This is a genomic window from Nostoc sp. C110 (assembly GCF_043099725.1).
Lineage (GTDB): Bacteria > Cyanobacteriota > Cyanobacteriia > Cyanobacteriales > Nostocaceae > Nostoc > Nostoc muscorum_A.
Genome location: NZ_CP171148.1, coordinates 5,327,161 through 5,354,099 on the forward strand (window position 1 = coordinate 5,327,161; position 26,939 = coordinate 5,354,099).

Sequence of the window (26,939 nt, forward strand, 5' to 3'; positions counted from 1 at the left end):
GTAAATCGGCGAAATTAAAGCTAACTGGCTAAGGCTGTCATTTGTCCTTTGTCATTGGTCATTAGTAAGGGTTTTAAAGCAGTTTGCGTTTCGTAACATACTTAGTTTTTTTCACCTCAACTTACTTAATCATTTTTGAGCTAAATGACACTAGCAGAAAAAACGAAATCATTTGCTGTGAGGCTAGTTGATGTAATTCCAACTAATGAAGCCAACTCTGTATTTCCGGCTTTCACCAAAGTATCGCTACCCTGTTGTAATAGTGTTAAAGCACTAAATTGAGTAACACCAATACCGCCCAGCCCGATTTTATCAATGCCGATCGCAAAATCAGTCACAATGTTCTTGCTAGTTGGCAGACTGGCGTTAGCAATCCAGAATTGGTCAGCACCAGTACCACCAGTTAAGCGATTACCGCCCTGTTGACCAGCAAATAGCACATCATCACCATCGCCACCAGATAGGGAATCATTGATACTGGAGAAGAGTTTGTCATCTCCAGAACCACCGTAGAGACGGTTATTGCTACCGTTGCTAGTGAGGGTATCGTTACCTGAACCACCGAAGGATGATTGACGCGAACCTTCAACTACTGTGAGAGTATCAGCACCTGATGCCCCAAACAAATTATTACTACCATTGGCTTCCACTACGGTAATTTCATCATCACCAGCACCACCATCAGCATTAGTATTGTTAGCAGGGCCATTTACGCCAATCAAGACTTGATCGTTACCGTCTCCTGTGGACACCGAGGAGTCGCTGCCGGCTAGTACCGTGTCTTCACCGTTTCCAGTCTGGATTGTGTTCCCTTTAGTACCTTCTACAAAGTCTGCTCCGTCACCTGTTAATAAGGTTTGATTTGGCTCAACTGTAATATCATCGCTGGTAGTAGAGCCAAAGTTAATTTCTTCAGCTTGAGGTTGACCTAAACCAGGAGCAAGGTTAAGGGGCTTCTCCAACTTCAACAGTAGAATTTCATTGTTGTCTATGACTGGATTTTGAGGATCATTTCCAGGACGACCTGTAGAGAAGGGATAATTGTTGTCATTGGCAACCAAAATGGTGTTTTTGTCAACAACTAAAACATTTTCAATGGTTACAAATGGGAAGTCGAAGGTGGTTTTGCCATCTCCATTCAGGTCGTTGGGGTCTTGGATGTTTAACAAGTCTGCAACTTCTTCCTTGGCTACATAACCATTGGAATCTGCTTTAGACAAGTCTATTTTGTAGATCCGCTTGAATTTAGCTGAGGCTCCTTGACCACCATCCCGCTCAATGACTAGATACTCATTATCGTTAATGACTGCTAAATCCCCGATCGCATTTGCTGGATTATCCAATCTGTAGTACAGCTTTTTATCAGTGTACTTGTGGCTAGCAAGGTCAAATTCGTTAATCCGCAACGCACCAGGAGTATCGCCTTGAACTGTACCCTCTAGCAGCATATAGAGCTTGGTTTTGCTGGCGTTAATTGCTCCACCTTCAAAACCTTTTGAACCACCCAAGTTAGCAAAGGCATCTCCTGAAAGCACATCGGGGTTTTGTGGCGATCGCACTAAGTTATTCTGAGGATCACTCAAGAAATCTCGGACTTTATCCCCTGTCTCTGGGAAGTCTGTAAATAGTGCATCTACGCCTAATTGAAAGAACTGCTGAAATTCTAGTTCTGGATTGCCTTTGTAATCTGCTGCTAAATACAGGTCTTCATCGCGGAAGGTATAGGGATGAACCTGTAAACCTGCATTATGAGCATCTTGAACTAAGCTAGTGGGAGATACCAGCGTTCTGTCAGCATCATTGACTGTGCCGTCGTTGTTGACATCATCTGCCAAACCATCGTTATTAGCATCAGTACCTTTGACACTAACAATCATTCGCTTCCAAGGGCCAATGCCATCAGCATAGGTAGCGATTTCAGCCAAACCTTCTGGAGTCCGTAAATCACCATAAGTCCGAAGGTCGTCACTGACTTCAAAATCATAAGGCTGAGTTTCTATGAGCGTACCATTAAGCTCAATTCCAGCTGCATCTAGAAGTTGAACCAGAGGAATATCTACACCTGCATTAGGCATAATGCGATCGTGGAGATCCTTGAGATTACCGACTTCAAAGGATTGGATGAAAATCCGACTGGGATCGGTGAAGTTCTCAGCCTTGAGTGTATCGATGAGGATTTCACTGATGTTTCGGTTAATTTTCTCCGTAGTGCCTACATAAGTAGCTTCTTCGGCAGAATAGGTGGGATGCTTAGTTTCGGGATAGATGCCAATCTTTTTACCCGTCTCGGCTTCTACTTCCTTAACCAAGTCGATGATTTCGGCGAGGGTGGGAATTTCAAATTGACCATTGAAGGATTGGTCGCGGAAAGGCACACGCTGTATAGCTCTTAAAGTCTTGATTTCTTCTAAAGTAAAGTCTTCAGCAAACCAACCTGTGATTTCTGTTCCATCTAGACTGACTGTTTTCTTGCGATCGGCGAACTGTGGATACTTGGTAATATCGTAAACGTCTGTGGTTGTATTGCTCAGATTGACAGTACCATCAGCGTTCAAAATTGCCAAAGCAGGTTCATGGCGAGCAATTAACACGCCATCTTTTGTAACTACTAAGTCTGGCTCAATAAAGTCAGCACCATCTTCAATTGCTCGTCTGTATGCCTCTAAGGTATGTTCTGGAAGATCGCCACTAGCGCCTCTGTGACCAATAACTTTAGGTGCTTCTCCATCTAGAGTTTTGAATTGGTCGGGTGTAGCAATGGGAGCTTCCAACAACTTACCACTGGCATCAAAATGTAGCAGGTAAGGGCCAAACTCATCTCCAACCCAGATTGTGCCGTCTTTATCAAAGACGAACGATTCTACATCAAAGTCTGCACCAGTCAGTAATCTTCCAGTAGTTCCTTCATTCACAATTTGGAAAGGAACCTTGTTGTTAGGGTCAGACAGTTGAATGTAGTCTAAAACTTTAACAGTGCCATCGCCATTTTCTGTTCCCTTAAAATTCGGGTCTACACGATTGATTCGTAACAGAAAGTCTTCGCTATTATCTTTGCTACCGTAGCCATTATCTGACAGGAAGTACAAAGAGTTGCTGTTAGCAAATTGAACACCGCTAAAACCCTGAATTGGCTGTCCAGGGAAAGGCCCGGTTCTGCCATTGGCTGAAATTTCTGCACCAGAAGCCGGCCCATCACTATAGGTATCAGCAGGTAAAGAAGCAAAACCTACTAACTCAACTTTTGGCTTTATTGAAGCAAACATCGTTTGGTAGATGTGGGTTTGATCATTTAAACCCGCAATTCCCGGAATATCAGAACCGTAGGCGTTATAACCTTTACCCACCAAGCTATTTAGAACTTCAGAACCAGCACCTTGGTAGTAAACAGGTACGGGACGGTTGGTGTGAGTTCCCCAACCATACTTGACAGTAGGATCTGACCCCCAGTAGTGTCCAACTTCTGCTGGAGTATCCAAATTGGTTAATGCTTCGGCACCTTGATTTTGTACTAAAGTTGGAAAATCACCGTCGAGAGTCAGATAGTGATCGTGGTCAGCTGTAACGATTAGTAGGTTTTCATCCCAACCACCATTGTTATTGATCCAGTCAATTGTTGATCCAACTGCCTTATCAAAGTCCAAGGTAGTGCCGATCAAGTTGTCTATGTTGTTATCATGGGCAGACCAATCGATATCGCCACCTTCAACCATTAACCAGAAACCATCGGGGTCTTTACCTAAAACATCTAATGCAGCATTTGTCAAGTCATTGAGGGTTGGATTTTCGTTAACCTCTTTGGCAATGAAAGATGCATCCGTCTCTCCAGGTAACAGTGGGCGCGTGGTGTCCACTTTGGCGTTATCACCTTGGTTAGCGAAAACGCTGAACATATCTAAACCAGTAGTGCTGTAGTCGCCGTTGGCAGAACTTACAGGCAAGTTACCATTTTGACCACGCGCACCGTACAGACCGAAGAGGCGATCGCCTTTTTCTGGATCGATTGTCGCCGCAGTTTCAGCTAGTTTCTGGGCAGCATTCTCACCGCGCTCCAAAAAAGTGTAATCGTAGAGGTTGTTTGTTGGTTTAGTACTAAGTTCTGTGTAGGTAGATTGGCTAATGTATTCATTGCTTGTATTCGGCTCAACCTCCGATGGTAGTAGGTCTCCAGGAGCAGAGAGCGGGTGTCCGCCACCAAGTAATACCGTCGGTTGATAGACACGGAGTTCCTGTTGCAGAATGTTGTCTAATGCCGGATAGTCACCATCATACTTATTGCGACGGTTAACGTTGGCAGCAGCAGCACCAGGTGTTGCATGGTCAATAGGAACTGAAGTCACCAAACCAGTAGATTTACCAACTTGGTTCGCCGTTTTGAGAATTGTTTCTAGAGGATTCTCAAAAATATCAACGCCAATAGCGCTGTTGTAGCTCTTGACCCCAGTGTACAGGGTTGTAGCGGTGTTTGCCGAGTCAGGATAGCTGTACTTAATATATTCAGGGTCATTACCCGGAGTCCAAGGGTTAGCGCCACCTCTGATAGGGTCATAACCTACTAGGTTCCCAACAGCACCATCACTGACTTTTGCACCACCGACTGGGGTATTACCTGGGTTAAAAGTTGGATCAAAGGTGAAACCAGGACGAAGCTGGCTCTCTCCGGTAATGGGATTGGTATCGTCAAGAGCTGAATTACTAGTGCTAAAAACTCCATTACTACCAGCGATCGTTGTCCCGTAGGTAGTTGCTAAACCGTAGCCTTGGAGTGTTTGAAAGTTGAGTCCTTGACCCTTACCCTGTGTATAAAAATCACTCAGATTAGCACCTGTCTTACCATTTTGAATCTCTTTGTAGATGGACGCAGCACGAGCCATTTCCCAGCCCATACCATCCCCAATCATAATGATGACGTTCTTAGCCATGAAAGAGAATCTCCCTGTGTTTAATTGTTGAGATGGTCTTGGCTCTAGTGGAATCAAAAAAGTAATATGGTGAGGAAAAACTAATAGTTTTAGGCTGCAAATATGTAATTAACTTGTCAGCTTGTTGAGTCTGAACTATTAAATGTCAACTACCACTACAATTGACATATCACCAGAGCATTTAAGTATCAAAATTAACAATGCAATTGCATATTAATTAACATACATAGTAAAAGTTGTGAAAAAATTGTGGGCTGGTTAAGAAATCTTGTATTGCAATCTTGTACCTAATATGCAACAACAACTTTCTGCATATTTTTAATGATGTGAAAAATTATTTTTTATACACTGACATGATTCATCGTTTGTCACTTTCGTCAGATAATAATTTCTTTATAACCCTTATATTTAGATGCTTTTGCAATAATAATTGAGTACAGCTTCATTCACTTTAGTTGTGTAATGAAGCTGTAACAATCACGCTAGGTGAACAATTTAAGCCACAATACTGGCAGAGAAAACGAAGTCATTTGCTGTGAGAATATTTGATGTAATTCCCAACAATGAAGCCAACTCTGTATTTCCGGTTTTCACTAAGGTGTCACTACCCTGTTGTAATAGTGTCAGGGCACTAAACTGAGTAACACCAATACCGCCAAGCCCAATTTTATCAATGCCAACTGTAAAATCAGTCACAATGTTCTTGCTAGTTGGCAAACTGGCGTTAGCAATCCAGAATTGGTCAGCACCAGTACCACCACTGAGGCGATTACCACCCCCTTGACCAGCAAATAGTACATCATCGCGATCGCCACCAAATAGCGAATCACTGGCATTAGAAAAGAGTTTGTCATCTCCAGAACCACCGTAGAGACGGTTATTGCTACCGTTACTTGTTAGGGTGTCGTTACCTGAGCCACCGAATAATGATTGACGAGAACCTTCAATTACTGTGAGAGTATCATCACCTGCTGCTCCAAACAAATTATTACTACCACTGGCTTCTACTACGGTAATAACATCATCACCACTGCCACCATCAGCACTGGTATTTTGAACTGGGCCATTTTGACCAATAAATATGCGATCGCTACCATTATTCCCGGAAACTGAAGAGTCACTGCCTGCAAGCACAGTGTCATCACCATTTCCAGCTTCGATTGTGTTATCTTGAGTACCTTCTACAAAGTCTGCTCCATCACCTGCACTAAAGAATTGTCCTGGCTCAAGATTGACAGTATCGCTGTTGCTAGAGCCAAAACCATTGGGGAAAGTAGGTTCTATAACTGTCAGATTATTGGGTAATTCGAGAATGCCGAGTTTTTCAGCAGGCGTATTACCTGTAATATTGAAGTCGTTGTCGTTAATCAAGGCTAGGGTGTTAGGTGATACTAATGCTAGACCTTCTAATTTTTCCACCCCGGTGTAACCCAACTGAGCAGCATTAGCGATTAGGCTCTTGGTGACAGGGGTAATATTGGCAGTAGCTAACTCCGTAGAGGTAAGTTGCTCAATAGTTTTACCAACTGGCAAAGTAAAGTTAGCAGGGTTATTAATGTTGGTCGCCCCAGCTAAATCAATTTGGTAAATTAATTTATTGCCAGCAGACGTACCATTATCATCTCGCTCAACTACTGCAAATTTGCCGTTACCCAAGGAAACTGCATCGCCAAGCTTATCGGTTGCTGGTAGACCTTCTAGGCGATATAAATACTCTCCTGTTACCTGCTTGGTGACAATATCAAACTCTAGAATTCGCAGGTTGAGATAAGCTTTGGAAGTCGCATCATTGGCGACATCTGGATTATCAATTGGACTCTGAATAAAGGCATATAATTTATTACCTTCTAGGGCGACAGCTTCAAATCCTCGGTTATTGCGGCGTTGGGCATAAACTGCTGGTAAAACCTCAGTGCCAAAAGTTCCAACTGGTTGATCTGGGTTGGGTGCAGTGGCAGTTCCTTGAGGAATAAAGCGGTCAATCAGCTTACCATTAACATCAAAGTGGTAAATTGCCGGACGGTATTCATCTACCATCCAGTAATCTCCATTTTCTGCAATTACAATTCCTTCTAAGTCAGCACCTAAAGGATCGTTAGCTAAAACATTATTGTCTAAGTCAACAGCAATTTCATCTGTATAGGCTAAACCGTTTCCTATAGCTTGCAAGTTAGGCAATCCCGTTAATGGCGTTGTCCCATCTTGGCGAAATAGCTTTGTTCTGTTGGTAATGGTGATTTCGCCTGTGGTGCGGTTGAGTTCAAAGCTAACTATTTCTGGCTGGAAATCGGGTAATAAAAATGGTCTTTTGACACCATCAGGTTCTCCATTGGGGCCCCGATCTGTGTTGGTGACAAATTTTAGGTTGCCATTTGCTGCAAACCCTTGGAAATACAGCCCAGAAAAACCACCTAACAAAATATCTTGACCTTTAGAAGTCGTGTCTAACTTCGGTAGGTTTGCAAATTCATAAATAGTTAGCTTGGGTTGGGCAACAGGATTGCGGGGATCGTAACTAGTGGTGTCGATATTTAAAGAATTGGGGAAGGCATTGGCTATATTTTCCCAACGCACCAGCTTAAAGTTAGAACTGACATTTTCCTCTTCACCTTCATCGCTAACTATTTTGGCAGGTTCATTAGAGCCATCTTGAGTCACAAATAAACCAAATGGGAAGTTAGGCCCCAGTGGTACGTTAATTACATCTGCACCATCTGACTCTTGTACACTGTCAATCGACCCATTGTTACCAACGGCAAAATTACCCACATATTCGTTGTTACCTTCACGCGTGTAGGCAACAAAGGTATTGTCACCTTGGCTAGATGCTAATAAGTAGCCTTTGCCATTTTTGCCGTAATAAATGGTCAGTCCTTCTACATCATCTGTGAGATGAGTACCACCTAAATCTCTGACTTGATCAACTAGCTTGCCAGTTGTGCCAGTGTTTGGTTCTGCTTGAAACTTCCAGATACCTACATTTTCCTGTCCGATGTAAAGGAAGCCAGTTTCCTGGTCTACCACCATACCCTCGGTTTGGGGATCGCGACCCTCAATTGTTGGCACGGTGAATTCCCGCACTAGTTCAGCCCCAATTGTGCCATTACCTTTGTCAATCAATTTGAACTGAGCTATGTCTCCAGTTTGGCGACGACTGGTAAAGACATAGTAATCATTAGTTACGGGGCTACGGTATAAGGTAAGTCCGTAAGAACTGCGAGTTGATGCAGAATAAGGAGGTTCAAAAGGTGATGCTTGGAAGATAGTAACAATATTGCTATCGGTGATATTTTCCAGATATTGACCAGGGTTACTGGGGTTGGGGTTAATTTTGAAGATTGCTAGTTTATCATTGTTGCGATCGCTAGCTACGGCAATATCAATCGATTGATTGCCTAATTTGAAACCGTATTGCAGGTCAATGTTATTGTAGCGAATACCACCGGGATTAACTGTTTGCAACAAATTACCAGACAAGTCATAAACCCGCAGTCCGGCATTTTTAACTGAGGTTAGTACTAAACTATGGGCAGAGTTTGTGGCATTAACATAAATGGCAGGGTCATCAGCATCGGCATTCTGATCTACAGCAGGTAATGCTGGATCTTCATCGTCCAATAAATCGGGACGAGTTTCTACTGTAGGTGCAGCAGTTGGAACCAAGTCTGCACCCAAGGTGAGGATTTGGGTATATTGAGTACTGCTAAAGTTGTTGTCACTCACTAGCACAATGGATTGACGACCATCTGCTAGTTTGGGACCGAAGGCAAGACCTTCTATATTATCCACTCCTGTAATCGGGTGATTGGCATCAGTAGGTAAATTCAGATCGGTTAAATTCAACAGCAGACGCTTTTGAGCGGGTTTAATAGCTACTAGTTGTTCAGCGCTCAAACTATTGAGAGAATCGTAGAAACTGATGTCAGTTGCACCTTGCAAAGAAACTTCGTATATTTTGATGGTATTGCCCACACCTTGGGCAAAGGAGCGTTCCAACGCCAGGAAAGTACCACGATTATCTATTGCTAGCAAATCTGCCAAACCATTGTCAGCAGAGCCTGTGCTTGGGTTTGGTGCTTCGGGAATGGCATCGGTAATGTAGAGGTATTCTTTTTCTGGTTGTCCAGTAAATAGATTGTATTGCAGAATCCGGGATGGGCTACCACTGGTGAGTGAAGCTTTTAATCCATCTTGGGATAGTGCGTTTTCGGTGGCGGTGAATAAGGTTTTCTGGTCGGGTGTGATGGTGAGGCTTTCAAAGGCTAAGTTATTGTATACGCCTGATGTCTGCGTATCTCCGGCATCGACAATACCATTGTTGTTAGTGTCCTGAACTACTGGTAGAAATTTTGTCGGGATAAGTAGCGATCGCACTTCTTGCCCTGTTGCAAGGGAAAACTCTTTAATAAAGGGATTAGTAACACGACCAACAGTAGGATTTACTTCGCCTTCCGAAGAGATGAAAACAGTCCCATTGTTAGTTAAAGCAATACCTTCTGGGTCGAGGCTGTTGATTGCAAAGAAATTACTATTGCTATCTTTCAGTGGTGTGACGTTAGTAAAAGTCACCTCGGAATCGGCAGTAGTGAAGGTATAAAAACGGGCAGAGGCAACTTGAGAGCGATCGTCTGAGATGGCATAGTAGCGGTTGTTAATAGTATCGTAGGTGACACCAGATAATCCGCCTACTGGAATTGGTATGCCGTTGACAGTTCCCGCCACACTATCAGGAATAAAGCCAGTAACGAAGGTAGTTTGCCTTTCAAATCCCACACTGGGAATAGTTTTACCTGCTTGAGTCGCCCCAGTTTGCACATCTGCGAACACCAAGCGATGGTCAGAACTGGGGAATGGAAAAGTACCAACTGGGGAGAATGTTGGGTCAGTATTTAGAGGCCAAAATACTCTTGAATTGGTAATTGTCAGGTCAGCAGAGGGTAGCACGTAATCAGTACGCAGGTTTCCGGGAGCCGTATCAGCAAAGTCTGCGGTGTCAAAGCTAGGATTACCTTTTTGGCTAGCGTTTGCACCACCTTGTAAGTCTGCTTGTTGGACACCACCAAGACTGGTAGGGATGACATTAGTATTGATATTGGGATTTTGCAACAGTTGGCGAATAGCATTGTCAAAACTATCACCATCTAACGGATCTGCATTTTGATCGCCCACAATCACAAAGCTTGAACCAGAAGCAATCCCGCCCGTTTTTCCCTCATCATCGTAGATATAATTACTTTTACCAGGAGTAATATAGTCTGCCCAAAAACGGATCTCGTCGTGGTTGCGCTTACCGTTGCGGTCTTCCGTCCCATCAAAGGTTGGGGGTGTGGGGTGGCTAGCGAGGACATGAATTGTCTCGCCGTTTACTTGGATGGGTACATCCCAATGACTTTTGGAAGAGAGGCGTAGAACTGCTAGTTCCTCCTGAGAATACCAATCATTTGCCTGTGGTGTTGTGGGATCGTCGGGAAGGAAAGCATTGGGCATATCCTTCCAGAGGAAGTTTTGGAAGGTGCGGATATTGGCGGTGTCGATGGGATATTTGGACAGCAGCAACATACCATATTGGCCAGGGAAATTACCAAATCCGAAGGCATCATCGCCATATCCTGATGTGCCTGGGGTTGTAACTACTGCACCATTGTTGTTCAAGTCAAAGCCAGAGGCAATACCTGTGTTGGAGGAAGCAATATAGAAGTAGGGATAGTCAACGGGAGTCGCACCGTTTTGACTTATGGCTAAATAATTTTGCTGGAATAGTTTAACTGCCTCTTGGGAGTAGTCAAACTCATTAATTAGCAGCACATCTGGGTTGTTACGCTGGATAATTTCTGCAACAGCTTTTGCCTGAGCATTATTGGGGGTTGACAAATCGGTCGCTAATTGACCTTGAGTGCTACGGTTTAGAGAAGCATTGAATTGGGAAAAGCGGATTGTATTATTGAGTACCATAATTTAGTGCTGGGTAGATTCAAGTTTTGCGAAGATTAGTGTTTATCTGCGGCAACCACAGAACCAAGTTGCTCAATCGCATCGCTGCAAAAATATGGAAATTCTTGAGTGTAGATGTCATTTATATTGCCAGTAAAATACCGTTAACTGCGAAGTGCGTCTTTGCAGTTTAGAGAGTTCGCAATTTCAATATGGACAATATAAGATGTGCCTTCCAAATCACTGTATTAGAGATTGTTAGAAGACAAATACATAATTTTTTGTATGACTTTTAAATTGGGCAATCTCAAAGTATACTGTTCAGATTAAGAAACAGATAGCAAAAGGTTAAGATAAAATAATTGTAGGGTTAGAGATGTTTTTTCCACAGCAATTATTCTCAGTCATATATCCTAACAAGGTTCAGTTCAAAAAATAGGAAGTAAATGGGCACAATAAAATCAAACTATGTAAATAAAAAAGAACTGGGCTAATACCAATTTAATGTGAAGTTGCACATATCTTGATCCCCCTAAATCCCCCTTAAAAAGCAGGGCTGTTTCATTCCCTAAAGAGCGCTAAATATCAAGGGTTCTAGCGATTTAAAATTGATTATTTTGTTACCAGCGTGCCAAGAAAATGAACAATTTTACTGTTGTTCAAGTGCTTAAAAGTTCATCTTCTCGTCACCCTCACTTACAATTTTCTCGCTAACCATCTTGACAAATCCTGTTTGAAATGGAATGAAACAGCCCTGGGGCTAGGGCAGGGCTGATTCATTCCCTAAAGAGCTTTAAAAATCAAGGGTTCTAGCGATTAAAAATTAGTTATTTTGTTACTAGCGTGTCGATTAAATCAACTATTTGACTGATATTTCAGTGCTTAAATGTTCATCTCTTTGTCACGCTTACTTAGAATTTTCTCGCTAACCATCTTGACAAATCCTGTTTGAAATGGAATGAATCAGCCCTGGGGGCTAGGGGGGATCGAATTCTATGCAGCTTCATAAAAAATTGGTATAAAACCCTTATACCTATTGACTGTAGCAAGATTGCCTATTGCCTTATCCCAACGATAATTATTTACGCTCACTTAATTAGGTTGAATTGAGCAACAGCGAAACCCAAAAAAGGCTTGATGATGTTGGGTTTCGTTCCTACATCTGATCCTGTATATGTCTTTCTTTAATTAAGTTTCAAGTTGTTTGAAGATTTGACTTGAGGTACTTTTAAATTCACCTTAACCACCCTTGAATTTATCGGATAACTTAGAGGATTTAAAATTTTTATACCAATAATAAGACTTTTCAAACATCCTCTTAATGATAGATATTTCACCCGATATAAAATAAGGTGGGCTGTTTACCCACCTTAATCTAAATCTGTATTTTAAGATTACCGCGACAGAAAAAACGATATCTTTTAGTTTTGGCGAAATTGTTCTGATATGTTGAGTAATTCAAACATTAGCGGAAATTACCAGGTTTTAAGCGAACAGAGTTAGGCTGAGACTGACGACGAAGTGCTACTCCATTCCGCAAATTGTTTCCAGTACCGCCATCTTTGCGATCGAGGAAAGGTTTTAGATTAATGCCACTTCTAGATGAACTAATCCGATTATTGCCACTCCCTAGAAGTGTACGTCCTAAATTATATAATTCATTCCCTCCACTACTGCGATCGCCATAAGTGTTAACGGCTATAGTCTGCTGTCCGTTGTCAGCAGTAGTCAAGTTCTGAAAAATGCTATTGCGGATTACAACAGGATCTTTCCCACGGGGTACTGTCAGCACAATTCTACAGGTTGGGTTAGCTTCTGTTGTGACACAGACAATATTTTCGTTATTTTCTACAGATGTCTGAAGTTCTTGTAAACCATCTGGACGATAAAGTTCTAAGCGACTAGCAATTGTTGCACAACGTCTTTGTGCATCCCAACCACCGCCCAAAGCCGCAGGTGCAGCCCAAGGAAAGAATTGTCCTGGTTGACTTTGTGGCTGATACATAACGGTGGACTGACCGTTGTAAGTCTGGCAGGTAAACCGAGTTGTACCGTCAGATGAGGGTGAAGGGGGTATACCTGTTGATGTGTCTATTGGGACTGATGAGCCACCTGATGGAACTGTTGGTACTACTACACCGTCGCCAGTAGAGTCATATTGCGCCATTGCTGCTGAATTGCCCAGACACAAAGATAAGCCAATACTACCCAAAGATATCAATCGCAGTAGTTGTGATGACATAAATCATCCTCCAGTAGAAATAAGTAGGGAATTGATAGTTTAAGTGACGAATAATTCTCTATTTTGATTCATTAAAAATGCTATTTTTTTTCTTCTCTTGCTTTTTTCTCTTCGAGTAGCTTTTTCACCCGTGCTTTAATTTCTAGATGACGCTCCACTCCTTCATAAGCATAACGGTTGTAGCTATTACGGGTAATGAGGTTTTCTAAATAACTAACTCGCTCATTGCCGCCTGGGTGCGAAGATAACCAACTAGGAGGAGCATTTTTTTGCTGTTTTTCTAGCGTCACCATTAAGTTACGCAAGCCATCAGCAGCGTAGCCAGTGGCAACAATTAGGCGTGTGCCGAGATTATCTGCCTGACGTTCCATGTCGCGGCTGTAACTGAGTGCAAAGAGTTGACCGATAGTGCCGCCTAGAGGTAGATATTGGGTAACGTTAGAGATCAGGTTGCCTTCGCTGACTAATTGAAAAGTGTGGGATAAAAGTACATGGGATAATTCATGACCCATTAACCCAGCTAATTCTGCTTCGGAATTAGCTTTAGCGATCGCACCTGCATTAATAAAAATTTTACCCCCAGGTAATGCAAAGGCGTTCAGGCTTTCCTCTGGAATCACAAAGAATTCGTATTTAAACTCGTCCCGTCCTCCTACCTTCGCCAATTTCTGTCCAATTTCATTGACGTATGCCAAAATATCTTCGTCTATAATTACACCCAGCTGTTTTTTTGCCTGCTTTGCCACCGACTCACCTATGGCTCGTTCACCTTGTAGCAGCATGATGGTAGAGTCAAGGGCAGAAAACGGCCCAAGTAGACTGCCAGTGACGGCATAACCTAAAGCACCTGTAATAATATTACCGAGGACATTGCCTCTAATTTCTCCTTGTGTATAAGATTTGTAACGGTTCAGATTTTCTTCTGCTAGTTTTGTAAACTCAGGCGCTTGGGGATTTTTCGGGTTGAGAATAGCAAATTGACGCGCCGCTAAAGACGCTTCCATCCATTTTTTCTCAGCAGCTAGGGCTGTAATTCTAGCTTTAACTAATTCTGCTTGATCTGGATACAGCGAAGAAGCCCGTTCTAATATATCTAATGCTTCTTTGCTGCGATCGTATTGTTTCAACGCTTCAGCATATCGGATATGGCCAGGGATAAATTCAGGATATTGCTCAACTAACAGTTGCAGAGGTACTAAAGTTTTTGTTTGCAACTTTTGTGCTATCCCCGCCTCTGATTCTCGCCAGTAGACTTTACCTCCTGGGGATAGTTGCGTGGGGTCGAGTATGGCAGCTTTACGCTGTTGATTATCTGATGTTTTACCAAAAGGCTGCTTAACTTCGCGGTAAATTTTTTCCGCCTCTGGGATTTGTCCCGCCAGATAAAGTTTATCCGCTTCTATAAATTTTAGCTGACGGCTGAGTTCTTCAGGAGTGAGTGGAGGTTCCTGTGGCGACTCTGGCTTTTTCGGTTCGGAAACTTCAGGGGAAGGTTTTGGTGCTTCTGGCGTTGATGAACGTTGTAGCACTTCCCGTAACTTTTGGACTTTAGTTGTTTCTGAATTGGGCTTTGTCGTTTCAATAGTGGTAGAGGCAGGAGGTTCTTGTGCCAGAAGGGGTGAAGTTGCCTGCGTTAGGATTATCAAAATTGATGTAGCAGCTGAAAGTAATACCCACTTCCAAGCTGGCAGTAAAGACTTCCAGATTCGTTTCATGCTTGGGCCCACGTATGCAAAAGGCTCTTTTTTAAATTTTATGAGGAATTAGCAAAATACGCATATAGTGATGTATTTTTTGTGAGGCAGTATGCCCAAGCGCGAACTGTTCGGTGATGCGGCGCAGCACTTATTTGCTTAAACTGAGTCACTCAAATACTTGAAAATTTTGCTTATATATACTAAGGCAGATTATTTGGATCAATACCTTGAGATTGTAAATAGGCAATTAGCCGTTCTTTTTGTTGGCGTTCTTGTTCGGTACGCTGGCGTTCCTGTTCAATTTGTTCCACCGCCCAAAGCAACAAATTACCAGCTTCATCCCACCAACGCAACCAGTAACCAGTTCTAGCTTCCTTTGTTCCTTGCCAAGTTCCCAGAAATAAACCCATTGAATCAATCCAATGACGACCATTTTCATCAGGTTGCTTTAACTCGTAGCGGCTGTTTTCGAGTTGGTAAAATTCTAACAAACCGCCATTTGGGTCAAAAATTACGTAAATTGGAACTTGAAGAATCTGCTCATAAAAAAACCATTTTCCTGGTGGATAGGTTCGCTTAAAAGAGTATTCTCCACCCTCAGCGTCAGATAGAAATTCCATCACAATTGCCGGAATATCCCCATCTAAATTGGGTGTATAGCTTTTGCGTTCTTCTAAAACTTGATTTACCGATGGTACATAAAGCCAGTCGGGTGCTTTAGCAACAAATTGCCCGTTTATTGTTGCACAAAGTCCAAAATTCGAGGCTATCAACATCTGCGGTTGGATGAAACCGCTTATCTCAAGGCTTTCGCGCAAAGCACCAGCTAATAGTGGCTGACCTGTATTTTCCACTGGTTCATCCTCTAACTGAAAATCTGCGGGCAACGCTTCCCAAGATATTATCAGTTCTGTTGAAGATTTAGCTTCACCAAGTTGGGTTGTCATAAACACCCCTTTTTATTGATTTGTCTTTATTTTATGAGCGATCGCACTTATTCTACAACGTCGTAGTTTGGGATGCGATTGCACAGCAGTAAAACACAAAAAACCCCGGCGAAACTAACCGGGGTGAGAGAGAGAGGTACGAATGACGATGAGATACAGCGATACCGAAATTGAAAATCTTAGCTAACGGTAAAACCAATTAAAACTAAAGTTGTAACGATTAAAGTAGCAAAAAGACCTTGTAAAACGTATTTACGTTGTTCCCAAATTGCTGGGTACTCGGCGTAGTAAACCTTGGGTTCAGCTGCGTAGTTATTGAGAATGCCGTCTTCATTTACAGTGGTGTACATATTTTTTTCTCTTTTTTTGTTTACTTATGTAACTAAATTTAACAGGATTGTTACGAAACGTCAAGAGGACTTGACAAAAAAGGGCTGATTATTTTAATAAAAGTTACTTATCAGGCATAGGGGACTGAGGCAAAGCTACCCCAGCCGCCGAAAATGCCATATATTACACAATTTTTTAAATTGCAAAATCTAAAATCCAAAATTGTATAAAAATAGAACTTACGCAAAACTACACGCGGTAGGGGCAATTCATGAATTACCCCTACCGGAAAATAACGGTTTGGGCTATTTTTGGCGTAAGTCCTGAAAGAGTAGAGACAATACGGTTCGGTTAAGGCAAGAGACGCGATAAATCGCCGTCTCTACAAAGGACTTACTTATTAGACATCTCCAGAAATTAATTATGCGTTACCTGAAACCCTTTTAGAGACGTTGCATTGCAACGTCTGTTCATTTTCACCAGATGTCTATTGTAAAGACGGCGATTTATCGCGTCTCTCTAACCATCTAATTCTTCATCACTGCATCCAAAAGCACATTGGCATCAAAGCGGACTACATCGGTGCAAGGTAGCCCGGTTTCTGCTGTTATTTGAGCGATGCTTTCCTGAGCCGCAGATTCATCTAAATGTGCTGTGTTAAGTGCTATACCCACTACAGGGACACTTGCAAAAGCGCCACCTGCACTAGCAACGGTTTCATAAAGACGAATTACCTCTAGTAAAGGTGGAATTATTACATGGGGATGATTGCGGACATGAACTTGTCCCGCCCGATGGACTAACACCAGTTGAGTTGGTTGGGAACCACGAATCAGGGGTAGGGTTGCTGTTGAACCAGGGTGTAGCAGTGAACCTTGCCCTTCAATGTGCAAGATGTCATAGTTTTTGCCGTAGCGCATCACTACTTGTTCCACAGCACCAGCAGCAAAATCTACCCGCACGGCATCTAAAGGCACACCATCCCCTTCTAACATCACCCCAGTTTGACCTGTGGCGAGAAATTTAGAACGCCAGCCCCGCAGTTTTGATGCCCAATGTAACTGTAGGCTAGTTGACATTTTACCGATCGCCATATCGGTTCCCACTGTCAATACCCGCCGACACGGAAGCGTGCGGGCTATTCCACTAGCAACACCTATATTAGGCGGCTCTTTGCGGACATCCCAAATTAGTTGCCCTGGTTTGAGCAGTGCATTTAAGTCGGGTATATTTGCCATTGGTGTATGCAAACCGTTCACCAAGGACATCCCAGCTTCTAGAGCATCTTTGATTTCTAGCCAATAATCATCTGGGATAGCACCACCACTTGGAGCAATGCCTATTACCAAAACTTCTGGCTTGTACTCTAAGGCTGCGGCTACCGATGCCACAATCGGAACATTACGCTTGATACCTGTTAATTCTGTCAGAGATTTGCCAGCGCATTCGCGATCGATGACGGCTACAATTGGTGCTTCGCTGTAACGTAAAATTGCGAGTCCGGTTTTGCCGTGAGCGCCAGTAGTTCCATCATGAAGTAAGATGGCTACTCGTTGATTAAGTGGTAGACGCACTGTGTTTTACCCCCAAACCTGGTAAATCGTTTAGCAAAACTCTACCTTCTTTTAGCAATGCACCTGTAAAAGGATCATCGATTAAGTTGAGGTGACTGTCTAAATCTAAATAATCAGCTAGTGGCGCTAGCTGTAATGCTGCTGTATTAGCTAGGGAACTATCAGAATAGCAACCGAACATTACTTGCAACCGATATGCTCGCGCTGTATGTACCATTCGCATCGCTTCTGTTAGTCCCCCTGATTTCATCAGTTTGATATTAATACCATCCACGTAATTTGCCAAATCGGGAATATCAGAACTTGTGAAGCAACTTTCATCAACAAAGATGGGTAGGGGAGAGTGTTCTTTGAGTTTTGCTAAACTTTTTTCCTGACCCCGTGGCAATGGCTGTTCTACATACTTTATACCCAATTCAGCTAGCCAATTGCACATTGCGATCGCATCTTCTAAACTCCAACCCCCGTTGGCATCAACGAAAAACTCTGGTTCCGGTGCTTCTTCTCGCACTGCCAAGAGCATTTTTTTATCTGCATCTATGCCATCTGGACTGCCTAACTTCACCTTGAAAAGGCGGACATCGGTAAATTGTAACCAGTCTCGCGCTCTTGCGATCGCACCTTCAGGCGAATTGATCCCAATTGTGACTGAAGTTGGTACGATTTGATTGCGATCGAGTCCCCAAATTTGCCACAAAGGTAAACCTACACGCTTACCTAACCAGTCGTGCATTGCCATATCCAAGGCTGCTCTAGCAGCAGAAGGAAGATGGTTTTGTATTAAAATTTGCTCAATTTGCTGACGTTGTAAGGGGCTGAATGTTTGCAACAGTGGCACAACTTGCTCTAGAGCATTTTTGATTACATCAGTTGATTGCCGATGATTACCTACACCAAACGGCGACGCTTCCCCCCAGCCTTCGATACCATCTGATGAAATCCTCACCCATACATTCGTTGTCTGTGCTGTTGTACCCCGACTAATGGTCAACGGAAATCTTTTATTTACAGTAAATAAATTTACATTTATTTGCATAATAATTCTGCATATTATGTTATTGCAAAAGTAAGTGTAAGTTCAAAGTTTAGATTATCGGATGTATCTGTTATACTTTTTTACATTTCATTGCTTAGTTACTAAATTTATGAGCAACTTAAAAAAGTGGAAGACTTTAAAATCAAAAATGGTTTTAGATAACCCCTGGTGTCAAGTCAGGCAAGATGAAATAGAATTACCCAGTGGCAAAATTATAGATGATTATTTTGTCAGTGTTAAGCCTGATGTCGCGATGGTTTTACCTATCACTCCTAATAGAGAAATTATTTTTGTCCGCCAATATAGACACGCCATAGGTGAATTTTTCTTAGAATTACCAGCAGGAAATTTCGATCCTACAACAGAGAGTGCAGAAGTAGCAGCAATTAGAGAATTTACAGAAGAGACTGGTTATATTGCCCAAGAATTTAGAAAAATCGGAACTTTATACGATAAGCCGAGTAAAGATACCAATCAAATACATTTATTTTTAGCAGAGAATGTGAGCAAAGTTGGAGAGCAACAACTAGATATTACAGAAGAGATTGAAGTTGTATTGATTCCTGTAGAATCAGTTTTCGATAAAATTGCCCAAGGTGAAATCTCTGTGGCAGGAACTGTTGCGGCTCTCTTCTTAGGTTTAAAGTTTATCACTTCTCAATAATCAATATAGCTTTTTTGGCTTTAACAAGAATAATGCTTGAGATAGGTTTAAACTTTGCACCATTTGGCATTGATACGCGATTTCCCTGGCACGATTTTTATAAGTCCTTTGTTCCGCAACCTATAAAAAATATTTTTCATTACTGTACCTGATTCGATCCCAGTCACTTGTCGAGCAATACGATTATCTATTTCTTCATGATCTACAAGATAGTCCATGACTATTTGCTCATACTGTGGATACATTTCATACATTGAGATTGTATTTTCTGAATCTGTGTCATTAATTCCAATTTTACGCCAAGCTGCATTACTTCTTGCTCTCCCAGGAACAGCCTCAATAAGTCCCCTATCTTTTAACCTATAAAATGCTTGCTTGATAGTTCCTTCTGAACGAATTCCAGTTTCATTTCGAGCAATTTTATTAGTAATTTCTTTATGCTTTTCTAAATAAAACATTATCGTTGCTTCTACTGAAGCTAGAGGTTCATGTCTAATATGTACAGCTACAGAGGTTTCGGTTTCATATATCTCAGGAGGTTGCAGTCTCAACCTAGCCATTGCCTGAAAAGCAGTATTCAAACCTTCTCCAACATCTTTATTAGGTGGATTGGGAAATTTGTTGATTATACGAACAATAGCTCCGTTCCGTGCATACTGCTCTTTGAGAATATTTTTTACAGTAATATGACCAGGTAATCTACCTGGATTTTCAATTTCAATCCTATTGTCAAAAATGCGAATATGAGTATCAGATACTATACTATAGTCTCTATGTAACAAAGCATTTGTTATAATTTCATGAATAGCTTCTTCTGGATAGCTGATTAATTCTAATCCTGTGTCTCCTACTTTTGGAATTTCTTCAACAACTTCTATTGTTTTAGCTACTGCTTGCTGAATTTGCTCGTATAGACAACCTTCAATAGTTATCGGGTCAAAGGCAAGAGTATCTCTTGTGCCCTCTATATCTTTTGTTTTGTATCGATAAATTTTAATTCCGCAACGCTTTGGAAAAATAGCTTGAGGTTCATCAGCAAACAGTAGAGTACCTGCAACGGTTGGTTTATTCTTCTGAATTAATTGTTGTTTTCTGAGCCACAATTCAGCCTCGCTAGTTGGAACTACAACACTAATAAATTTAGACATTACCTGTGATGTTGTAATTACCTCTAGTTCTACGTCAATAGTTCTTCTCTCAAATGACTCGATACCTTTGTCGAATCTTAATCTTTCTAAAGCTTGTTCAGTTTTAATAGGCAGAGTTTGTGCGCCACGTCTTAGATAGGGAACACTATCCGAAGCCTCTACTACTCCTCGTGATTTAAAAATAGTAACTTGCAGAACTAAACCAGGACAGCCTTCAGAAATTAGAAATGTATATGAATAACCATCTCCCAAAGGAAAAAGTTGTTCAAAAATTTGTAAATGCCCATTTGCAGCTTCCTGATCGGTAAAACCTCGCCAAGCTCTTGTTTTTTTGCCTTCTACAGTATCCTCATCAATACCAATGAACAGTTCTCCACCATCTGCATTGGCAAATCCAGAAATAAACTTACATAATTTTCCTGGCTGTATATCTATCGACTTTAGGTCGCGAAAATGGCTTTCCTCAACTATAAGTATCTGATTTAATTGATTAGAGGTAATTTCAACTACTTCAATTGACATATAGTTACCCTTAGCAGCCTAACGATTCTTTAAATTTGTAGCATACAATGCAATCCATGAAGTATCGGTCAAATTCTAATCTTTAATCAAAAACACTACACTTGTGACAATAATTCCAGATGAAGCATTGGTAGTTCGGGGAGGGCGTAATAGTCCAGAGGATATTCGACGTGGAATAGGTACTCATCCCAGTGGCATAACAGGAATTTCTGTGGAATGTGCAGTAGGATCGTCAGTAGCGGAGTTGGCATCGAGTATTCCTCATGGTCAGATTGGTGTAACAACAGTTGGCAAGGTTCGCCAAGCAGGTGGTGATGTAATCCGAACATCCGGTAGAAGTGCTAATCATGCAACATTAAGGGGTTTAAACCCGCAGCAAGTTAGTCAACTCCTTACACCTACTGTTCCAAATCCAGCAAAGCAGCAGTTATAGTTTGGATCACATAGAATGATTAACCCTAGAGTTTTTGCAGATTTTCATAATGCTGATGCTGAAGGGCGTTTGCGTTTGAACTGTATTGGTACAATCGAAGACTTAGCGAATCAAAGTATTGAGCTACGAGATGGGCAGTTACTCACGATATATAGCGAGGATTTGGAAGTTAATGGAGTGGTGCAGTTCTCCGAAGAGGAGAAGTTGTGGGTTGCTGCCATTGATTGGGATCGAATCACACAAGTTGAGAATTTTGTTGTGGAGGCACAAGTTTGAGTATCCACGCCACTTAATTTTTTAGGTTTTTATCTTGCCCATTGTTGCAAAATATAATCATAAAAAGCCTCTTTATCTACCTTATCTATCGCATAAATTTTCCGACCGCCAGGAACTACTTTAGTCCTTCCCTGACTGACTCCAGTGGTGATAATTTCTGTTTCCCATTCGCGCAATTGATAATATTCTGGGTGTCCTAGATAAGCTGTTGCCAGCACATCCCAAAAATAATAATCTTGGGGGATAACTAGCGCATAACATTGTCCTGCTAAATCAGAGATGGGATAGTGGCGTTGTCGTCCCATTTTGTATACTAACTCCGATGTAACTGGGACATTATTAGTTAAATCCAAAGGACACATAATAATTTCAATTTTGGTTTGCCATACCCGCGCTGCTGAAACCGCGTCCCAATAAACATTCCATTCGGCGGAACCATCTTGTCCAGGTTCTAGACTTTTTTCTACATTGCCACCAACATTCAAAGCACCTCCCATCCACACAATTTTGTGAATCTTGGCTTCAATATCCGGTGCTTTGTCTAAAGCTACTGCGACGGTAGTCAACGGCCCAGTTACCATCAACGTTACGGGGTCTGATGCCTCGCGCAGCACCTTAATCATGAAATCTTGACCTGTTTCGGCAACTAGAGGCGTAGTAATGGTTTCGCTTTGATTGAGAATAGGGAGATGGTCAACGATAAAGGAATCACGGCGATAGAGAGTAGGAAATGGATTGATGCCGCGCACAGTGCTTTCTGCTACCGAGATATGAGAAAATCCCATCAAATCGAGAATTTTACGTGTGGCGCTAACAGCCGGTTGAATGTAGCAATCTGCTGGAGTGACGACAACACCAAGGAGTTCGATATGATCCATCGTCAAAAGCAGCATAGTTGCCAGATAGTCATCTACACCGCCATCGTGATCCATTAATACAAGTTGTTTTGACATAAAAGGAGATATTAATATGGATGAGTTTATGGAAGCTGCGATTCAAGAAGCAAAACAAGGCAGACAAGAAGGTGGAATTCCTATTGGTTCGGTTCTCGTCAAAGATGGCAAAATTCTCGGCAGAGGACACAATAAACGTGTACAAGATGGCGATCCTGTTACGCACGCGGAAATCGATTGTCTCCGCAATGCTGGGAGAGTTGGCAGCTACAGAGGTACTACACTCTATTCAACTTTAATGCCGTGTTACTTGTGCGCTGGGGCTGTGGTGCAATTTGGTATTAAAAAAGTCATCGTCGGAGAATCCCAAACTTTTCCTGGTGCTAAAGAATTTATGGTATCTCACGGTGTGGAAGTAATTGATCTTAATCTTGACGATTGCGAACAAATGATGAGTGAGTTTATTGAAACGAATCCCGAACTTTGGAATGAAGATATCGGTAATTAGAGACGCGATTAATCGCGTCTGTACAAGAGTTAGGAGTAGCCCGCGTCTTGGTTACTTTTGATAGGAGAATTATGGCAGGAGCGATGGCGTAACCGCCCGCCGGAGGCGATGGTCTCCGACCGACCGCAGGTCATCGCAATCTAAAAAAATACAGCAGAATCAGCTACTCGACTGCCAAGCATTCACCCCAGACAAAAAAGTTACCTTCACACGGATAATCATCACTCCTAACGCAGCAAAAGTGTGCTGTTATTATCAATCAGTGTAAGAGTTCCACCAGTGGCCATGCCTGGGTTGGACTGTGCTGATGCACTATAAGTCTCAATATAGCGACGCACTTCTAATGGAAACTGGGGATAGTCTAATACTGCATCTCCATCGGCAATAGTTGCCCAGAAGTCTCGCAAACTAGGAGCTAATCTTTTCGCTTGTGATAGTGGTAAGTTTAATGGAGAATGAGTTAGTAGCTTGACTAAAAAGGGAAAAGAGCGATCGCCCATCCATTGCCGCGATGACTGTTGCAAGTCGGGGAAATCAGGCACTGACTCTACCCGATGAGATACAATTTGCAACGATTCTTTACCTTGGTTATCCCGATGAAACTCTAGCACCCGATAAGGGTGAGGATAGCTCACTAAAGAACCAGTGGTAATATCATATACTCCATCTGAGTAAGCAATATCCTGAACGTGCAAGTGCCCCGTAAATACTAGTTTGACTCCATAGCGCCTCAGCAACTGTAAAAGTTCTGCTGAATTGGACAACATATAGCGATTTGCCAGTGGATGGTTCGCTTGATTAGGCAAATGTTCCACTACATTATGATGCACCATCACCAAAACTAATTCATCAACAGATGCCGCCAGTACCTCTTCTAACCACCGTAGCTGTCTGGCATCCAAACACCCCACTTGCTCACCCTGGTCATTAAAGAAGTTAGAATTCAGTCCAATCAGCTTAACTCCAGGGAGTAACTGACGAATGTAGTACATTTGCTGCGGGTCTTCATAGCCAAACTTTGTGTAATAGTAGGGAAAATCCGCAAAAGCAATTGATTGCTTATCGGCCAACATCACGGGAACGTCATGATTACCAGGAACAACATAGACGGGAAAAGGTAGCTTGGCTAAACATTGTTTTAACCAGGCGTGGTTCTCTGGTTCGCCGTGCTGGGTTAAATCTCCTGGCAACAATAAGAAATCTAAATCGAGTTGTATTAAATGTTCCAGTACACTTTGAAACGCCGATATACTGACCTCTACCAGATGAAAACGGCTAGGATGATCCCAGATTGTGTGAGGAAGTGCCAGGTGTAAGTCGCTGACTACCGCAAAGCGAAAATTGAGAGTCATTGATTTATGAAAATGTTAAAAGCAGGGGTTAAAATAAGCCTTTTCCCAAAAGTATAACGCTTGGTTTGTTTCGCTGCTCAGGAGTGCATCTACTTAATATTTGTATACATTAAGTATTGATTACAGATTATAATAACGATTAATTTCAGTACAAATCATAACCGTTAATCTGCAAAAACTATGGGAGATTTGATTTTAAAGATTTAATAATCAACGCTCAAATAACTGAGCGATCGCTTTTATCTGCACGCAAACAATTCAATATTGTTAGCAGCACGAAATCGGTAAGTGTAGCCCTTCTCTACGATAGGCTGCGCTCAGGAACCACCCGTCGTAGACATTGCTTTGTTTCTTGGCTTCTCTGCTACTCCCCTTTTCGGTAAAATAACTTAGCAGATCAGCAAGGAACAGGTTCAGAATCATGGCACAAGCTAGTATTGGGATTATTGGTGGCAGTGGTCTGTATAAAATGGATGCGCTCAAAGATGTCGAAGAAGTGCATATCCAAACTCCTTTTGGTTCACCATCTGATGCTTTGATTCTGGGAACATTGGATGGTACACGGGTAGCTTTCTTGGCGCGTCATGGCCGCAATCACACGCTGTTACCCTCTGAGTTACCGTTTCGCGCTAATATCTATGCGATGAAGCAATTGGGTGTGAAGTATTTAATTTCAGCTAGTGCTGTGGGTTCCTTGAAAGCAGAGGCGAAACCACTGGATATGGTGGTGCCAGATCAGTTTATTGATAGAACGAAAAATCGGATTTCAACGTTTTTCGGTGAGGGAATTGTGGCTCACATTGCCTTTGGCGATCCGATTTGTAAGAATTTAGCTGCTGTGTTGGCAGATGCGATCGCATCTCTCAATTTACCAGAAGTTACTCTCCATCGCGGCGGCACTTATGTGTGCATGGAAGGGCCAGCTTTTTCCACTAAGGCAGAATCGAATCTTTACCGCAGTTGGGATGCAACAATCATTGGGATGACGAATTTACCAGAGGCGAAGTTGGCAAGGGAAGCGGAAATTGCTTATGCAACTTTAGCGCTGGTGACAGATTATGATTGTTGGCATCCAGACCACGACAGTGTGACGGTGGAATTGGTAATTGGCAATTTGCTGCGGAATGCTGTGAATGCTCAAAAGGTGATTCAAGAAACTGTGCGGCGCTTGAGTGAAAATCCCCCACCGAGTGAGGCGCATTCGGCGTTGCAGTATGCGATTTTGACTCAGTTGGATAAAGCACCAGCCGCGACGAAGGAAAAGTTAGGGTTATTGTTGCAGAAGTATTTGTAATATTGGTAGTGAATTAGTGATCGCTACGACGTATTTTCTCAGATTACATCAAGAGCTAATACTGTTCGGTTAAGGCAAGAGACACGATTTATCACCATCTCTACAAACAACTGATTATTGTAGAGACGGCGATTTATCGCGTCTTTGTGATGATTTATCACATCATTGCGATCTAGAATTTTCATTATTTCATTAAAAACCTTAACCGAACCATATTAGAGCAAAAGCGATCGCTACAACGGGTGGTTCCTGAGCGCAGCCTCTCGTAGAGAAGGGCTACGCCTACGCACTATCAAATTCTTCGGTGACGTACCATTATTATAAAATCATATAAGTGACAACACGTAAACTTATGAGTTTCATCAACAAACGCATAAATTTCGTTATGAAGCTTTGCTTGTTCGTGGTGTCTGGCAGATTTATTCTAAGTTGGGGCTGCTCATTACAGAAATCTCTTTGCGTAGCTCCATCAAAGACCTCTTCCTGGTTTTACTAAGCAAAACCGTCCCTCTCCGACTCGGTTACGGTGTATACACAAGTCTAATTACCCCCCTTAATCCCCTCCCTGGTTTAGTTGCTTCTACTATTTTCCAAGCAATAGGAATTCCGCAACCTCGGTAAACAATACTAATTGCTAGTACAGTAAAGCGATCGCTCAAAGTCGAGGCATCTGCTGCCAGAGCCAAACGCTTTTCGTTCTGCGGCCAAAGGCTTAAAATCCAGCACAGTAGTGGACTAAAACAAGTTGTAATATCTAATGAAGTCCGTCCTGTCTTCGTTTTATCCTCAGCATCTCGATACCATTCTCGCAGTTGCTGGCGCACAGTATTCTCTTTTTTACCCAGCAACTCTGCTAAAAATACTGAAACTGTTGTTAGTCCACTTGATTGAGTCATCACTATCCCAAAACTCCACATTGCCAGTACTACTGCTTGCGGCTTTGTGAGATTCGGCATTTTTTCTATGACTTTTCTAGTCCATTGTCTTAATTCCTCACTTTTTCCTATCTGCATTTACCCTCCTACAGCCTTTAATTCTGCTCCGCATCTGCCTTGTATATTTTTGCGGACTGACATCAGTTCTGTATTTTACCTGTTAATTTGCCCCTTTCTTAAATACCTACCTTTGAAAGGAGCAGGGGAGCAGGGGAGAATAAGAAATGACAAATGACAA

Annotated in this window: 18 protein-coding genes; 5 read left to right on the forward strand and 13 right to left on the reverse strand. The window is 42.2% G+C overall.

The window, feature by feature from the left end:
* Positions 1-140 precede the first annotated feature (140 nt).
* The 8 genes from ACFFRD_RS27940 to ACFFRD_RS27975 form a co-directional block, all read right to left on the reverse strand.
* Complete coding sequence (locus ACFFRD_RS27940; protein WP_392478839.1) at positions 141-4,919, reverse strand: esterase-like activity of phytase family protein; 4,779 nt, start codon at positions 4,917-4,919, stop codon at positions 141-143.
* A 495-nt stretch (positions 4,920-5,414) separates the two neighbouring features.
* The gene (locus ACFFRD_RS27945) at positions 5,415-10,871 is read right to left on the reverse strand and encodes a phytase (RefSeq protein WP_392478841.1); all 5,457 of its coding nucleotides are present in this window, start codon (positions 10,869-10,871) and stop codon (positions 5,415-5,417) included.
* 1,444 nt (positions 10,872-12,315) lie between these two features.
* A complete protein-coding gene (locus ACFFRD_RS27950; protein ID WP_392478843.1) occupies positions 12,316-13,092 on the reverse strand; it encodes a COP23 domain-containing protein in 777 nt (258 codons plus the stop codon).
* An 80-nt stretch (positions 13,093-13,172) separates the two neighbouring features.
* Positions 13,173-14,807 carry a M48 family metalloprotease gene (locus ACFFRD_RS27955; RefSeq protein WP_392478845.1) on the reverse strand — a complete coding sequence of 545 codons (1,635 nt, stop codon included), beginning with the start codon at positions 14,805-14,807 and terminating at the stop codon, positions 13,173-13,175.
* Between the two features lie 182 nt (positions 14,808-14,989).
* Positions 14,990-15,736: a Uma2 family endonuclease gene (locus tag ACFFRD_RS27960; RefSeq protein WP_392478848.1), complete on the reverse strand. Its 747-nt coding sequence runs from the start codon at positions 15,734-15,736 to the stop codon at positions 14,990-14,992.
* Positions 15,737-15,915: 179 nt separating this feature from the next.
* A complete protein-coding gene (gene psb34 / locus ACFFRD_RS27965) occupies positions 15,916-16,086 on the reverse strand; it encodes a photosystem II assembly protein Psb34 (protein ID WP_392478850.1) in 171 nt (56 codons plus the stop codon).
* Positions 16,087-16,593: 507 nt separating this feature from the next.
* Positions 16,594-17,640 carry a DUF1611 domain-containing protein gene (locus ACFFRD_RS27970; protein ID WP_392478852.1) on the reverse strand — a complete coding sequence of 349 codons (1,047 nt, stop codon included), beginning with the start codon at positions 17,638-17,640 and terminating at the stop codon, positions 16,594-16,596.
* A complete protein-coding gene (locus tag ACFFRD_RS27975; protein ID WP_392478854.1) occupies positions 17,624-18,676 on the reverse strand; it encodes a dipeptide epimerase in 1,053 nt (350 codons plus the stop codon). Before ACFFRD_RS27975 ends, ACFFRD_RS27970 begins: the two co-directional genes overlap by 17 nt.
* A 109-nt stretch (positions 18,677-18,785) precedes the next feature.
* On the opposite strand from ACFFRD_RS27975, the gene ACFFRD_RS27980 reads away from it, so the two are divergent.
* Positions 18,786-19,340, forward strand: coding sequence for an NUDIX hydrolase (locus ACFFRD_RS27980; protein WP_392478856.1), 555 nt, complete (start codon positions 18,786-18,788; stop codon positions 19,338-19,340).
* A 47-nt stretch (positions 19,341-19,387) separates the two neighbouring features.
* On the opposite strand, the gene ACFFRD_RS27985 is transcribed toward ACFFRD_RS27980, so the two are convergent.
* On the reverse strand, positions 19,388-21,010 hold the full coding sequence (locus ACFFRD_RS27985; protein ID WP_392478858.1) for an ATP-binding protein: 1,623 nt from the start codon (positions 21,008-21,010) through the stop codon (positions 19,388-19,390).
* A 103-nt stretch (positions 21,011-21,113) separates the two neighbouring features.
* On the opposite strand from ACFFRD_RS27985, the gene ACFFRD_RS27990 reads away from it, so the two are divergent.
* Together ACFFRD_RS27990 and ACFFRD_RS27995 are read left to right on the forward strand one after the other, a co-directional pair.
* The gene (locus ACFFRD_RS27990; protein ID WP_114080329.1) at positions 21,114-21,443 is read left to right on the forward strand and encodes a flavoredoxin; all 330 of its coding nucleotides are present in this window, start codon (positions 21,114-21,116) and stop codon (positions 21,441-21,443) included.
* Positions 21,444-21,458: 15 nt separating this feature from the next.
* The gene (locus tag ACFFRD_RS27995) at positions 21,459-21,719 is read left to right on the forward strand and encodes a hypothetical protein (RefSeq protein WP_392478860.1); all 261 of its coding nucleotides are present in this window, start codon (positions 21,459-21,461) and stop codon (positions 21,717-21,719) included.
* Positions 21,720-21,748: 29 nt separating this feature from the next.
* Here ACFFRD_RS27995 and ACFFRD_RS28000 read toward each other — a convergent pair whose 3' ends face one another.
* Complete coding sequence (locus ACFFRD_RS28000; protein ID WP_392478862.1) at positions 21,749-22,672, reverse strand: nucleoside hydrolase; 924 nt, start codon at positions 22,670-22,672, stop codon at positions 21,749-21,751.
* 16 nt (positions 22,673-22,688) lie between these two features.
* Between ACFFRD_RS28000 and ACFFRD_RS28005 the strand changes: the two genes are divergently transcribed.
* The gene (locus ACFFRD_RS28005; RefSeq protein WP_114080326.1) at positions 22,689-23,120 is read left to right on the forward strand and encodes a nucleoside deaminase; all 432 of its coding nucleotides are present in this window, start codon (positions 22,689-22,691) and stop codon (positions 23,118-23,120) included.
* 227 nt (positions 23,121-23,347) lie between these two features.
* On the opposite strand, the gene ACFFRD_RS28010 is transcribed toward ACFFRD_RS28005, so the two are convergent.
* Positions 23,348-24,472, reverse strand: coding sequence for a metallophosphoesterase family protein (locus ACFFRD_RS28010; protein ID WP_392478864.1), 1,125 nt, complete (start codon positions 24,470-24,472; stop codon positions 23,348-23,350).
* 421 nt (positions 24,473-24,893) lie between these two features.
* Here ACFFRD_RS28010 and ACFFRD_RS28015 point away from each other — a divergent pair, with 421 nt between their 5' ends.
* Positions 24,894-25,766, forward strand: a complete 873-nt coding sequence (locus ACFFRD_RS28015; protein WP_392478865.1) for an S-methyl-5'-thioadenosine phosphorylase — start codon at positions 24,894-24,896, stop codon at positions 25,764-25,766.
* A gap of 38 nt (positions 25,767-25,804) precedes the next feature.
* Here the strand turns inward: ACFFRD_RS28015 and ACFFRD_RS28020 are convergent, their stop codons facing one another.
* A complete protein-coding gene (locus ACFFRD_RS28020; protein WP_392478867.1) occupies positions 25,805-25,951 on the reverse strand; it encodes a hypothetical protein in 147 nt (48 codons plus the stop codon).
* A 336-nt stretch (positions 25,952-26,287) separates the two neighbouring features.
* Positions 26,288-26,779 carry a hypothetical protein gene (locus ACFFRD_RS28025; protein ID WP_392478869.1) on the reverse strand — a complete coding sequence of 164 codons (492 nt, stop codon included), beginning with the start codon at positions 26,777-26,779 and terminating at the stop codon, positions 26,288-26,290.
* Positions 26,780-26,939: the final 160 nt, after the last annotated feature.

Coding starts and splice junctions, on each gene's coding strand:
- ACFFRD_RS27940 (WP_392478839.1), bottom strand. CDS start 4,919: ATGGCTAAGAACGTCATCATTATGATTGGGGATGGTATGGGCTGGGAA.
- ACFFRD_RS27945 (WP_392478841.1), bottom strand. CDS start 10,871: ATGGTACTCAATAATACAATCCGCTTTTCCCAATTCAATGCTTCTCTA.
- ACFFRD_RS27950 (WP_392478843.1), bottom strand. CDS start 13,092: ATGTCATCACAACTACTGCGATTGATATCTTTGGGTAGTATTGGCTTA.
- ACFFRD_RS27955 (WP_392478845.1), bottom strand. CDS start 14,807: ATGAAACGAATCTGGAAGTCTTTACTGCCAGCTTGGAAGTGGGTATTA.
- ACFFRD_RS27960 (WP_392478848.1), bottom strand. CDS start 15,736: ATGACAACCCAACTTGGTGAAGCTAAATCTTCAACAGAACTGATAATA.
- psb34 (WP_392478850.1), bottom strand. CDS start 16,086: ATGTACACCACTGTAAATGAAGACGGCATTCTCAATAACTACGCAGCT.
- ACFFRD_RS27975 (WP_392478854.1), bottom strand. CDS start 18,676: ATGCAAATAAATGTAAATTTATTTACTGTAAATAAAAGATTTCCGTTG.
- ACFFRD_RS27980 (WP_392478856.1), top strand. CDS start 18,786: ATGAGCAACTTAAAAAAGTGGAAGACTTTAAAATCAAAAATGGTTTTA.
- ACFFRD_RS27985 (WP_392478858.1), bottom strand. CDS start 21,010: ATGTCAATTGAAGTAGTTGAAATTACCTCTAATCAATTAAATCAGATA.
- ACFFRD_RS27995 (WP_392478860.1), top strand. CDS start 21,459: ATGATTAACCCTAGAGTTTTTGCAGATTTTCATAATGCTGATGCTGAA.
- ACFFRD_RS28000 (WP_392478862.1), bottom strand. CDS start 22,672: ATGTCAAAACAACTTGTATTAATGGATCACGATGGCGGTGTAGATGAC.
- ACFFRD_RS28005 (WP_114080326.1), top strand. CDS start 22,689: ATGGATGAGTTTATGGAAGCTGCGATTCAAGAAGCAAAACAAGGCAGA.
- ACFFRD_RS28010 (WP_392478864.1), bottom strand. CDS start 24,472: ATGACTCTCAATTTTCGCTTTGCGGTAGTCAGCGACTTACACCTGGCA.
- ACFFRD_RS28015 (WP_392478865.1), top strand. CDS start 24,894: ATGGCACAAGCTAGTATTGGGATTATTGGTGGCAGTGGTCTGTATAAA.
- ACFFRD_RS28020 (WP_392478867.1), bottom strand. CDS start 25,951: ATGAAAATTCTAGATCGCAATGATGTGATAAATCATCACAAAGACGCG.
- ACFFRD_RS28025 (WP_392478869.1), bottom strand. CDS start 26,779: ATGCAGATAGGAAAAAGTGAGGAATTAAGACAATGGACTAGAAAAGTC.